The organism is Klebsiella sp. ZJOU C1 (genome assembly GCF_035620215.1).
Taxonomy (GTDB): Bacteria; Pseudomonadota; Gammaproteobacteria; order Enterobacterales; family Enterobacteriaceae; genus Klebsiella; species Klebsiella variicola.
Genome location: NZ_CP141644.1, coordinates 3,929,731 through 3,942,340, shown reverse-complemented (window position 1 = coordinate 3,942,340; position 12,610 = coordinate 3,929,731). Strand labels below are relative to the sequence as shown.

General features: G+C 54.8%; 11 protein-coding genes. 8 read left to right on the top strand and 3 right to left on the bottom strand.

Going from position 1 to position 12,610, the window contains the following annotated elements:
- Positions 1-22: 22 nt before the first annotated feature.
- Positions 23-1,225, bottom strand: coding sequence for an acetate kinase (gene ackA, locus SPE70_RS18790; protein ID WP_008803940.1), 1,203 nt, complete (start codon positions 1,223-1,225; stop codon positions 23-25).
- 338 nt (positions 1,226-1,563) lie between these two features.
- On the opposite strand from ackA, the gene yfbV reads away from it, so the two are divergent.
- From yfbV to SPE70_RS18770, 4 genes are all read left to right on the top strand, one after another.
- Positions 1,564-2,019, top strand: a complete 456-nt coding sequence (gene yfbV, locus SPE70_RS18785) for a terminus macrodomain insulation protein YfbV (protein WP_002913194.1) — start codon at positions 1,564-1,566, stop codon at positions 2,017-2,019.
- Between the two features lie 87 nt (positions 2,020-2,106).
- Positions 2,107-2,601 carry a YfbU family protein gene (locus SPE70_RS18780; protein WP_012540982.1) on the top strand — a complete coding sequence of 165 codons (495 nt, stop codon included), beginning with the start codon at positions 2,107-2,109 and terminating at the stop codon, positions 2,599-2,601.
- An 11-nt stretch (positions 2,602-2,612) separates the two neighbouring features.
- Positions 2,613-3,272: a sugar phosphatase gene (locus tag SPE70_RS18775; protein WP_008803942.1), complete on the top strand. Its 660-nt coding sequence runs from the start codon at positions 2,613-2,615 to the stop codon at positions 3,270-3,272.
- Positions 3,273-3,348: 76 nt separating this feature from the next.
- Complete coding sequence (locus SPE70_RS18770) at positions 3,349-5,181, top strand: SLC13 family permease (RefSeq protein ID WP_008803943.1); 1,833 nt, start codon at positions 3,349-3,351, stop codon at positions 5,179-5,181.
- Positions 5,182-5,226: 45 nt separating this feature from the next.
- Here SPE70_RS18770 and yfbR read toward each other — a convergent pair whose 3' ends face one another.
- Complete coding sequence (gene yfbR, locus SPE70_RS18765; RefSeq protein WP_002913188.1) at positions 5,227-5,826, bottom strand: 5'-deoxynucleotidase; 600 nt, start codon at positions 5,824-5,826, stop codon at positions 5,227-5,229.
- A gap of 81 nt (positions 5,827-5,907) precedes the next feature.
- Positions 5,908-7,125: an alanine transaminase AlaA gene (alaA, locus tag SPE70_RS18760; RefSeq protein WP_008803944.1), complete on the bottom strand. Its 1,218-nt coding sequence runs from the start codon at positions 7,123-7,125 to the stop codon at positions 5,908-5,910.
- Positions 7,126-8,001: 876 nt separating this feature from the next.
- Here alaA and SPE70_RS18755 point away from each other — a divergent pair.
- From SPE70_RS18755 to nuoC, 4 genes are all read left to right on the top strand, one after another.
- Positions 8,002-8,928 carry a LysR family transcriptional regulator gene (locus tag SPE70_RS18755; RefSeq protein WP_032740184.1) on the top strand — a complete coding sequence of 309 codons (927 nt, stop codon included), beginning with the start codon at positions 8,002-8,004 and terminating at the stop codon, positions 8,926-8,928.
- Between the two features lie 649 nt (positions 8,929-9,577).
- Complete coding sequence (gene nuoA, locus SPE70_RS18750) at positions 9,578-10,024, top strand: NADH-quinone oxidoreductase subunit NuoA (RefSeq protein WP_002913181.1); 447 nt, start codon at positions 9,578-9,580, stop codon at positions 10,022-10,024.
- A gap of 15 nt (positions 10,025-10,039) precedes the next feature.
- A complete protein-coding gene (gene nuoB, locus SPE70_RS18745; protein ID WP_002913178.1) occupies positions 10,040-10,714 on the top strand; it encodes an NADH-quinone oxidoreductase subunit NuoB in 675 nt (224 codons plus the stop codon).
- Positions 10,715-10,801: 87 nt separating this feature from the next.
- Positions 10,802-12,610 carry an NADH-quinone oxidoreductase subunit C/D gene (gene nuoC / locus SPE70_RS18740; protein WP_008803946.1) on the top strand — a complete coding sequence of 603 codons (1,809 nt, stop codon included), beginning with the start codon at positions 10,802-10,804 and terminating at the stop codon, positions 12,608-12,610.

Genomic DNA, 12,610 nt, shown 5'->3' with positions numbered 1-12,610 from the left:
GGTTATGGCTGGCGGTGTGGAATTAAGCGGTCAGACGGCTGGCGTCTTGCGCGATGACCAGTTCTTCGTTGGTCGGGATAACCACGGCAGGACGGGTGCCTTCTTTGTTGATGAAGCCAGACTTGCCGAAACGGGCAGCCAGGTTACGTTCGTGGTCAACTTCGAAGCCCAGGACGCCCAGTTTGCCCAGCGACAGTTCACGCACCATCGCGGCGTTTTCACCGATACCGCCGGTGAAGATAACGGCGTCGAGACGACCGTCCATCAGCGCGGTGTAGGAGCCGATGTATTTCGCCAGGCGGTGGCAGTAGACGTCCATCGCGCGTTTAGCGTCGGCTTTTTCCTGGTAGTTGTCTTCCACGTAGCGGCAGTCGCTGGTGACTTCGGTCAGACCCAGCAGGCCGGACTCTTTGGTCAGCATTTTGTTGATCGCGTCAACGCTCATGCCCAGGGTGTCGTGCAGATGGAAGATGATTGCCGGGTCGATGTCGCCGGAGCGGGTACCCATCACCAGACCTTCCAGCGGCGTCAGCCCCATAGAGGTATCAACGCATTTACCGTTACGGATAGCGGAAACAGAACCACCGTTGCCGAGGTGGCAGGTGATGATGTTCAGCTCTTCCACCGGCTTGTTCAGGATCTTAGCGGCTTCCTGAGTCACATAGAAGTGGCTGGTGCCGTGCGCGCCGTAACGACGAACGCCATGCTCTTTGTACAGGCTGTACGGCAGGGCGTAGAGATAGGATTCTTCCGGCATGGTCTGGTGGAACGCCGTATCGAATACGGCCACGTTTTTGTCTTTCAGATGCGGGAAGGATTTCAGCGCTTCAGCGATGCCGATCAGGTGTGCCGGGTTGTGCAGCGGTGCGAAAGACGCTGCGTCTTTAATACCCTGAATCACAGACTCGTCGATCACCACGGAGCTGGTGTATTTTTCACCGCCGTGTACGATACGGTGGCCGATTGCGGTCAGCTGAGCAGACAGTTCTGGTTTTTGTGCCAGAATAGTGTTAACGATAAAGTTCAGTGCTTCACTGTGCGCGGCACCGGCGCCTAATTCAGCTTCTTGCTTGCCGCCGTCAATTTTCCATTTGATACGGGCTTCCGGCAGGTGGAAGCATTCCGCTAAACCGGACAGATATTCGTCGCCGTTAACGGCATCAAGGATAGCAAATTTCAGAGAGGAGCTACCGCAGTTCAGAACCAGTACTAACTTACTCGACATGGAAGTACCTTTTTATGATACGTGGCTAAAAAAACGTCAGTGTGTCATTAGCGTAGCGCAGGATGACCTCGACATTTATGATTAACATCATGCCTTGTTCTGTTTTCGGGCACGATGAGAGAAGTACATTTGATTTTATGCCATTTTGCATAATTTTCAGCCAATGGCAGAATATGCGATAATTTGACTAGCCTGGCAAAAGAGTCTATCCGCCCTTTCAGGCGGGCACAGGATACCTGATTGCGGCATCCTTTGCCAAAATCTTTTGAACGATGTCATGCATAGTTGGTGTTTTGCACGAATTTTTTAAGTTTTATATGTAAAGTTGAGGTAAAGCCATGTCGACCCCTGAGAAACGCCCCGTTAGCTTCTTTAGCTTGTTCAACCGCGGGCAGCATTACGCAAAGACCTGGCCTCTCGACAAGCGCCTCGCGCCGGTGTTTATCGAAAACCGCATTATTCGTGCCACCCGCTATGCTATCCGTATCATGCCGCCGATCGCCATTTTTACGCTGTGCTGGCAGATAGCCCTGGGCGGCCAGCTGGGTCCCGCTGTCGCCACCGCGCTGTTTGCCCTGAGCCTGCCGATGCAGGGATTATGGTGGTTGGGTAAGCGTTCGGTGACGCCGCTGCCGCCCTCCATTCTTAACTGGTTTTACGAAGTGCGCGGCAAACTGCAGGAGGCGGGGCAGGCGCTGGCGCCGGTCGAAGGCAAGCCCGATTATCAGGCGCTGGCTGACACGCTTAAGCGCGCCTTCAAACAACTGGATAAAACTTTCCTTGATGATTTGTAATTCACTACGGAAAACGCATATAAAAGAAGGCGCATGATTTATGCGCCTTCTTTATTTCACGCCCTACCGTGCTACAGGAGTCACAACATGGAAATGACCAATGCGCAGCGTCTGATTTTATCCAATCAGTACAAAATGATGACGATGCTCGACCCGGACAATGCGGAACGCTACCGTCGTCTGCAAACCATCATTGAGCGTGGGTATGGGCTGCAGATGCGCGAACTGGACCGCGAGTTTGGCCAGCTGACGGAAGAAACCTGCCGTACCGTTATCGATATCATGGAGATGTACCACGCGCTACATGTCTCCTGGACCAACCTGAAAGACGCGGCGGGTATCGACGAGCGTCGGGTTACCTTCCTCGGATTTGATGCCGCCACCGAAGCGCGTTTTCTCGGCTATGTACGCTTTATGGTCAATATTGAAGGCCGCTACAGCCATTTTGACGCCGGCACTCATGGCTTTAACTCGCAGACCCCGATGTGGGAGAAATATCAGCGGATGCTGAGCGTCTGGCACGCCTGTCCGCGCCAGTATCACCTGAGCAGTAATGAAATTAACCAAATTATCAATGCCTGAGGGAGGTGCCCGTGCAGTGTAAAGGTTTCCTGTTCGATTTAGACGGGACGCTGGTGGATTCCTTGCCGGTGGTGGAGCGTTCATGGTGTAAGTGGGGCGATCGTTTCGCCATTGACCATGATGAAATTCTCAGTTTTATTCACGGCAAGCAGGCCATTACCTCTATTCGCCATTTTATGCCGGGTCGTAGCGAGGAGGATATCCAGGCCGAATTCCGCTTCCTCGAGCAGATTGAAGCCACTGATATCGAGGGCATTGTCGCTCTGCCGGGGGCGTTAACCCTGCTGAGTACCCTCAATGAGGCTGGGATCCCATGGGCGATTGTCACTTCCGGGTCGGTGCCGGTTGCCCACGCGCGTCATCGCGCGGCAGGCCTGCCGATGCCGGAGGTCTTCATCACCGCTGAGCAGGTAAAACACGGAAAACCGGCGCCGGACGCCTATCTGCTGGGCGCCGAGCGGCTGGGACTACCGGCCGATCAGTGCGCGGTGGTAGAAGATGCGCCGGCGGGGTTGCTCTCCGGCCTGGCGGCGGGGTGTCGCACCATCGCGGTCAACGTGCCTGCCGATGCCCCTCGACTGGATGAAGCCGACCTCGTGCTGAGTAGCCTGGACGATCTGGTGATCGAACGCCAGGCGGACGGCTATGTTAATGTGCGTCTTAAAGCGTAAACGTATGATTTCGCCCCGCGTTGCCGGGGCTTTTTTATGCCACTATGTCGACTCCCACTTGTGACAAGGAAACGTTGTGAACGGTGAATTGATTTGGGTTTTATCCCTTCTGGCTATCGCGGTTGTGCTGTTTGCTACCGGCAAGGTGCGCATGGATGCTATCGCCCTGATGGTCATTGTCGCCTTCGTCCTCAGCGGCACGCTGACGCTGAATGAAGCCTTTTCCGGGTTCAGCGATCCTAACGTGATCCTGATTGCCGCCCTGTTTATTATCGGTGATGGCCTGGTGCGTACCGGGGTGGCCACCAAGATGGGGGCGTGGCTGGTGAGTGTGGCGGGCAACAGCGAAACCAAGATGCTGGTTTACCTGATGCTCACCGTCGCCGGGCTGGGTGCATTTATGAGTTCAACCGGGGTGGTCGCCATTTTCATTCCGGTGGTGCTCAGCGTGTCGGCGCGGATGAATACCTCTCCCTCGCGGCTGATGATGCCGCTGAGCTTTGCCGGACTTATCAGCGGGATGATGACTCTGGTCGCAACGCCCCCCAATCTGGTGGTCAACAGTGAACTGCTGCGAGAAGGGCTGCACGGCTTCAGTTTTTTCAGCGTCACGCCGATTGGCCTGGTGGTGCTGATCCTGGGCATCGTCTATATGCTGGCGGTGCGCTTTATGCTGAAGACAGAGAATGGCGAATCCGCGCGCGATGGGCGAAAAAGAAGCACCTTCCGCGATCTGATCCGCGAATATCACCTCACTGGTCGCGCCCGCCGGCTGGCGATCCGTCCCGGTTCGCCGATGATCGGCCAGCGGCTGGATGATTTAAAGCTGCGTGAGCGGTACTGTGCCAACGTCATCGGTGTCGAACGCTGGCGGCGGTTCCGTCGGGTGATTGTTAACGTCAACGGGGTATCGGAATTTCGCGCCCGCGATGTCCTGCTGATCGATATGTCCGCCTCCGATGTCGACTTACGCCAGTTCTGTGGTGAGCAGATGCTCGAGCCGATGGTGCTGCGCGGCGAGTATTTTGCCGATCAGGCGCTGGATGTGGGCATGGCGGAGGTGTCGCTGATCCCGGATTCGGAGATGATTGGTAAAACGGTGCGTGAGATAGCGTTCCGCACCCGGTTTGGTCTCAATATCGTCGGCATGAAGCGCGATGGCGAGGCGATGGATGGTTCCGTGGTCGATGAGCCGCTGCAGCTCGGCGATATCCTGCTGGTGGTCGGCAACTGGCGGCAAATTGCCCTGCTGGCGAAGCGTGGGCGTGATTTCGTGGTGCTCAATATGCCGGTTGAAGTGGATGACGCTTCGCCGGCACACAGCCAGGCTCCGCACGCGATTTTCTGTCTGGTGTTGATGGTAGCCCTGATGCTCACTGATGAAATTCCCAACCCGATTGCCGCGATCATCGCCTGCCTGCTGATGGGCAAATTCCGCTGCATCAACGCCGAAAGCGCCTATAAGGCGATCCACTGGCCAAGCATTATTTTGATTGTCGGGATGATGCCGTTTGCCCTGGCGTTGCAGAAAACCGGCGGGGTAGATCTGGTGGTCAAGGGACTGATGGACGTCGCCGGAAGCGAGGGGCCTTATCTGATGCTCGGCTGCCTGTTTGTAATGTGCGCGGCGATAGGCCTGTTCATCTCTAATACCGCGACCGCGGTCCTGATGGCGCCTATAGCCCTGGCAGCAGCGAAGTCAATGGGGGTGTCGCCCTATCCCTTCGCCATGGTGGTGGCGATGGCGGCTTCGGCGGCGTTTATGACTCCGGTTTCCTCGCCGGTCAACACCCTGGTGCTTGGCCCGGGTAAGTATTCCTTCAGCGACTTTGTGAAGATTGGCGTGCCCTTCACCGTACTGGTGATGGTGGTCTGCGTGCTGCTGATCCCGGTACTGTTTCCGTTCTAAGGGGGTCAGGCCGGGTAGGGCGCAACCGCTGCCCGGCCTGAAAAATTACAGCGGCGAATCCTGGCTTATTTCATCCAGCGACAGCTGGAAGCTCGGGACAAACACCTGCATAAAGTAATCCATCTCCGCGCTACGCCGCGACGCCAGCGTCTTTTCCAGACGGCCTTTGGCCAGCAGAAATTCGTTGTTACCCGCAGACAGCTCTTCGAGGCACTTCAGGTAGGCGCAGAGGGCGTCAGCCTGTTTAACGATCGACTGCTCTTCCTCACTGTAGTGATGCTCATCAATCAGCGGCTCGAAAATATCGCGCAGCTCGTCAGGGACCATATCCACCAGCTTTTGCTGAGCAATTTTCTCAATCGCCTTATATTCCTGGGCAATCTGGGAGTTGAAATATTTCACCGGGGTAGGGAGGTCGCCAGTTAATACTTCGGAGGCGTCATGGTACATCGCCAGCAGGGCGATACGTTCGGCGTTGACCTGGCCGCCAAATTTACGGTTTTTAATTGCCGCCAGCGCATGGGCGACCATCGCCACCTGCAGACTGTGTTCGGAGACATTTTCGGTGCGCACGTTGCGCATCAGCGGCCAGCGGTTAATCAGTTTCAGGCGGGAGAGGTGGGCAAAGAAATGACTCTGACTCATAGGAACCCTTAATCAGTGACAACATCGGGTTCCATTGTGCGCAGGGATCGCCGCCGGATGCAAATGCCGGCGGCGTAGCGATTAAAGCTGGTGGTAGCCGGAGAGGAAGCGGCCAAAGCGGGAGATCGCCATCTCCAGGTCGTCTTCACGAGGCAGCGTCACAATGCGCACATGATCCGGCCACGGCCAGTTGAACGCGGTACCCTGCACCAGCAGGACTTTCTCCTGCAACAGGAAGTCGAGCACCATTTTCTGGTCGTCGTGAATATTGAAGCGTTTGGCATCGATTTTCGGGAACATATACAACGCGCCTTTTGGCTTCATGCAGGAGACACCCGGAATATCGTTGATCAGCTCCCAGGCGCGGTTGCGTTGTTCATACAGGCGCCCGCCGGGAATGATGAATTCGCTGATACTCTGGTAGCCGCCCAGCGCCGTCTGGATAGCATGTTGTGCCGGCACGTTGGCGCACAGACGCATCGACGCCAGCATCTCCAGGCCTTCGATATAGCCCTTCGCGTGTTTTTTCGGGCCATTCAGCACCATCCACCCCTGACGGAAACCGGCAACACGGTAGGTTTTCGACAGTCCGTTGAAGGTCACGGTCAGCAGATCTGGCGCCAGAGCAGCAATCGAGTGATGCTGGGCTTCGTCGTAGAGGATCTTATCGTAGATCTCATCGGCGAAAATAATCAGGTTATGCTGCCGGGCGATCTCGACGATCTCCTGCAGCAGTTCTTTGGAATAGACCGCGCCGGTGGGGTTGTTGGGGTTAATGATCACGATCCCGCGGGTGCGCGGCGTGATTTTTGCGCGGATATCGTCAAGATCCGGGAACCAGTCAGCGGATTCGTCACACAGATAGTGGACCGCTTTGCCACTGGAAAGCGACACCGCCGCTGTCCACAGTGGGTAGTCCGGCGCGGGAACCAGCATCTCATCGCCGCTGTTTAACAGCGCCTGCATCGCCTGCACAATCAGTTCGGACACGCCGTTGCCGATGTAAATATCTTCTACCGTGACATCACGCATTCCCCGGGCCTGGTAATGCTGCATAATGGCTTTGCGCGCCGAGTACAACCCTTTCGAATCGCAGTAACCCTGGGCAGTAGGCAGATTGCGGATGACGTCGACGAGGATCTCGTCAGGGGCCTCGAAGCCGAATGGCGCCGGGTTGCCGATGTTCAGTTTCAGAACTTTATTGCCTTCTTCCTCAAGACGTTTCGCTTCTTTCAGAACCGGGCCACGGATGTCGTAACAGACGTTCTCTAACTTGCTGGATTTTTCGATGGGGGACATGAATCTTGACCTTTTAGCTGTTATCGCCACTCCCTGCCGTGGAAGTCAGCACGGAACAATGTACTCCGCATCCCCGCTGTTTTGAAGGCTTTGCAGGAGAAGATTTTGCTAACGCAGGATTTTAAGCGTAATTGATTTATCTGCCCCTTACGGTTTTAGGTTGTAGGTTATACCTGCTTATGATGCTTTTTTTGGTCGTATATGTAGACCATATGCCTTTTTTGCCATCATTTATCTGGTTTGTTTGTGTGGCGAAGGGGCGAACGAAGAATGTTGGCAGACTAAACAACGCTATCCTTAATACGATAGGGACTGATTTGTAATTTTGATGTTAAATAATATCAATAAAAAACAGTCCGCGGGGGCATTATTATTATTTTTGACAGGTAATAATCTGAGGTTTGTTAATTTATATAAAACGTTGAAAAAAATTTAAAATTATCTGAGTTAATCCTTATTTAGGCTTATAAAAAGGGCGGGAATCGGTTAGAATATCGCCGTTAATATCAGTGATAGCCGGTAAGCACTCCGGTTGGATTGATGTTTAATATATTGTTATTACAGGATTTTATTGTTCATTCTTCCCTGTGTGAACGCGCGGTGGAAGAGAGACTTTCTCACCACCACTGGCCGCTTTTCCGGAGCGACGTATGACGCCTGACTGGCCGTGGTAATAAATAACAATGAGAAATACGAACAATATATTACTCCGTGGTTCTGCGCATTTGCCCAGACGAGTACTTTGGCATGTAATAACGTTCGTCCAGTTGTTTATCCGCCATCTGACGGTGAGCACGAGGCTCAGGGAATAGCCGGAAACCTGGCGTAAAGCATCAACAAGGCAGGTCAGCGTTAGCCACCTGTAAGTGAAGAAAGATGATTAATACAACACGTCCGATACTCAACCTTGATCTCGATCTGCTGCGCACCTTTGTGGCGGTCGCTGATTTGAACACCTTCGCCGCCGCCGCCGCCGCAGTGTGTCGTACCCAGTCCGCGGTCAGCCAGCAAATGCAACGCCTGGAGCAGCTGGTCGGCAAAGAGCTTTTCGCCCGTCACGGGCGTAATAAACTGCTGACTGAGCAAGGCATCCAGCTACTGGGCTATGCCCGCAAGATCCTGCGTTTTAACGATGAAGCCTGCATGTCGCTGATGTATGGCAGCCTGCAAGGTGGATTGACCATCGGCGCGTCGGAAGAAACGGCCGATACCATCCTGCCGTTTTTGTTAAACCGCATCGGCTGCTTCTATCCCAGAATGACGCTGGAGATCAAAGTGCATCCCCATGCCGCCATCATGGCGATGCTGGCCGAGGGGCGGGTGGATCTGGCGCTGACCACCCATCAGCCTCCCGGCTTTACCTCTTTCATCCTGAGAACGTCACCGACCCTCTGGTACTGTGCGGCGGAATATGTGCTGGCGAAGGGGGAGTCGATCCCTCTGATCTTGCTCGAGGAGCCTGGTCCCTTCCGCCAGGATATTATTGCCGCGCTGGAGGCGGCCCGCGTCCCATGGCATCTGGCCCATGGCGCGACGTCTCTCTCCGGGGTGAAAGCAGCGGTCAAAGCCGGGCTGGGCGTCACCGCGCGACCCGTCGAAATGATGAGCCCCGATTTGCGCGTGGCTGGCATCAGCGATGGATTGCCTGGCCTGCCGGATACCCGGTATGTGGTCAGTTGCAATCCGCAGACGGTGAGCGAGCTGCCGCAGGTGATTTTTCAGTCACTGAGTCAGGAGAGCGACCCCTGGCGAACGGGGCCGGCACTTACTCCGCAAGAGGGAGATAACACCTTCATTTTGTGAGGGCAATTTTCTAACAAAGATCACAAAAACTGGTAACAGAATGTAAGTGAGCAAAAAGAGCCTCAGGGGAGGGTTTCCCGCCTGGTGGCTCTTTTTTTTGCACTATTATTGATGTTTTGAATGTTTTTTTTATTTCTTTCCTGAAAAATCAGCGTATTGGCGTGACCGGGCGCTCACCTTGTCGACTTTTCCCTGCACTTTCAACACTTCCTGCTAATGTTAAAAAACCGGACGGATTGTTGCCGATTTCCTGGGGTAATTAACAAAACCGTGTCACAGATCAAGAAAATACCCCTCTTTGGGGGGAGGAATCGAGGCTAAATCCTGTCAAAATAGAAGGGATTTTTGATTTACGACGGAAACGGACACGATTCAACAACACTAAAACCGAACAGTATGCAAGGTTATTTCGCATAAAAGGGCATTTAATGTTAATGAAAAGATTCCAATGTAAATTAATGTTATGAAAACTTTTGTTAAAGTTGACAAAAGGTTAAAGAAAGGGGTAAAAAGCCACGGCATCTGGGCTTCTCACATCAACCAGGGACGCTTTTTTGCACGGTTTTTTTTATTCCTCCCGTGAAACGCTGTGGCGTTCATCTGCCAGTAAGAGCAGAGGGTTTTGGCGCTACACTTTTTTGGTTAAGCAATGCGTATGTCAACATCCACTGAAGTCATCGCTCATCATTGGGCATTCGCTATATTTCTCATCATCGCTATCGGCCTGTGCTGCCTCATGCTCGTCGGCGGCTGGTACCTTGGCGGTCGCGCGCGCGCGCGTAGCAAAAACACGCCGTTTGAATCGGGGATTGACTCCGTTGGTTCGGCCCGCTTACGTCTTTCTGCGAAGTTTTATCTGGTTGCCATGTTCTTCGTTATCTTCGACGTGGAAGCCCTGTATCTCTACGCATGGTCGACTTCTATCCGCGAGAGCGGTTGGGTCGGCTTTGTGGAAGCCGCAATTTTCATTTTAGTGCTACTGGCTGGTCTGGTTTATCTCGTTCGCATCGGCGCACTGGACTGGACGCCTGCGCGTTCCCGTCGCACGCTGGTTAACCCGGAAACAGACAGTCCCACTAACCGTCATATGCAGTAAAAGCGAGGCAATAAGATGGATTATACGCTCACCCGCATAGATCCTAACGGTGAGAACGACCGTTACCCCCTGCAGAAACAGGAGATCGTCACCGACCCCCTGGAGCAGGAAGTCAATAAAAGCGTGTATATGGGGAAACTCGAGCATGCGCTGCATGACATGGTGAACTGGGGCCGTAAGAACTCAATTTGGCCGTATAACTTCGGCCTTTCTTGCTGTTATGTGGAAATGGTGACGTCATTCACTGCGGTGCATGACGTTGCGCGTTTTGGGGCAGAAGTTCTGCGCGCCTCTCCGCGTCAGGCGGACCTGATGGTGGTCGCTGGAACCTGCTTTACCAAAATGGCGCCGGTTATTCAGCGTCTGTACGATCAGATGCTGGAGCCGAAGTGGGTGATCTCCATGGGCGCCTGCGCTAACTCCGGCGGCATGTACGACATCTATTCCGTCGTCCAGGGCGTGGATAAATTCATTCCGGTCGATGTGTACATCCCGGGCTGCCCGCCGCGTCCAGAGGCCTATATGCAGGCGCTGATGCTGCTGCAGGAGTCCATTGGTAAAGAACGTCGTCCGCTCTCATGGGTGGTTGGCGATCAGGGCGTTTATCGCGCCAATATGCAGTCGGAACGCGAGCGTAAACGCGGCGAACGTATTGCAGTGACCAATCTGCGGACGCCGGACGAGATTTAATTTGCGCCTGCGGGCGGGAGTACCACTTCGCAAATCAATCTACAACAACGCGAAGTCTCGCCCGGCAGTCACCACGGACCTTTTGCAATGGTGAACAATATGACCGATTTAACCGCGCATGACGCCGCACCAGCCTGGCAAACCCGCGATCACCTTGATGACCCGGTGATCGGCGAACTGCGCAACCGCTTTGGGCCGGATGCCTTTACCGTTCAGCCAACCCGCACCGGCGTACCGGTGGTGTGGGTGAAGCGTGAGCAACTGCTTGAGGTGGGTGATTTCCTGAAGAAATTGCCGAAGCCTTACGTGATGTTGTTTGACCTGCACGGCATGGACGAACGTCTGCGCACCCACCGCGATGGCCTGCCCGCCGCGGATTTTTCCGTTTTCTATCATCTGATTTCTATCGACCGCAACCGCGACATCATGCTCAAGGTGGCGCTGTCTGAAAATGATCTGCATCTGCCGACTTTCACCAAACTGTTCCCCAACGCCAACTGGTATGAGCGTGAAACCTGGGAAATGTTTGGCATGACCTTCGATGGCCACCCGAACCTGCGCCGTATCATGATGCCGCCGACCTGGGAAGGCCACCCGCTGCGTAAAGACTATCCGGCGCGCGCTACCGAATTCGATCCGTTTGAGCTGACCAAAGCCAAGCAGGATCTGGAGATGGAAGCGTTGACCTTCAAACCGGAAGAGTGGGGCATGAAGCGCAGCACTGACAACGAGGACTTCATGTTCCTCAACCTCGGTCCGAACCACCCGTCGGCCCACGGTGCATTCCGTATTATTCTGCAGCTGGATGGCGAAGAGATCGTCGACTGCGTACCGGACATCGGTTATCACCACCGCGGCGCCGAGAAGATGGGCGAGCGTCAGTCCTGGCACAGCTACATCCCGTATACCGACCGTATTGAATACCTCGGCGGCTGCGTCAACGAGATGCCGTACGTGCTGGCGGTGGAAAAACTGGCCGGGATCACCGTGCCGGATCGCGTGAATGTGATCCGCGTGATGCTCTCCGAACTGTTCCGCATCAACAGCCACCTGCTGTATATCTCGACCTTTATTCAGGACGTCGGCGCGATGACGCCGGTCTTCTTCGCCTTTACCGATCGGCAGAAAATTTACGATCTGGTGGAAGCGATTACCGGGTTCCGTATGCACCCGGCGTGGTTCCGCATCGGCGGTGTCGCGCACGATCTGCCGCGTGGCTGGGATCGCCTGCTGCGGGAATTCCTCGAGTGGATGCCGAAGCGTCTGGATTCTTACGAGAAAGCCGCGCTGCGCAACACTATTCTGAAAGGCCGTTCCGTTGGCGTGGCAGCCTATACCGCCAAAGAGGCGCTGGAGTGGGGCACCACCGGCGCAGGCCTGCGCGCCACCGGTATCGGCTTCGACGTGCGTAAATGGCGTCCTTATTCTGGCTATGAAAACTTCGACTTCGAAGTCCCGACCGGGGGCGGCGTCTCTGACTGCTACACCCGCGTGATGCTGAAAGTCGAAGAGCTGCGCCAGAGCCTGCGCATTCTTCAGCAGTGCCTCGATAACATGCCGGAAGGCCCGTTCAAAGCGGATCACCCGCTGACCACGCCGCCGCCGAAAGAGCGCACGCTGCAGCATATCGAAACCCTGATCACCCACTTCCTGCAGGTATCGTGGGGCCCGGTGATGCCGGCCAACGAATCCTTCCAGATGATTGAGGCGACCAAAGGGATTAACAGTTACTACCTGACCAGCGACGGCAGCACCATGAGCTACCGTACCCGCGTGCGTACGCCGAGCTTTGCGCATCTGCAGCAGATCCCGTCGGCGATCCGCGGCAGCCTGGTATCCGACCTGATCGTCTATCTGGGTAGTATCGATTTTGTTATGTCAGACGTGGACCGCTAA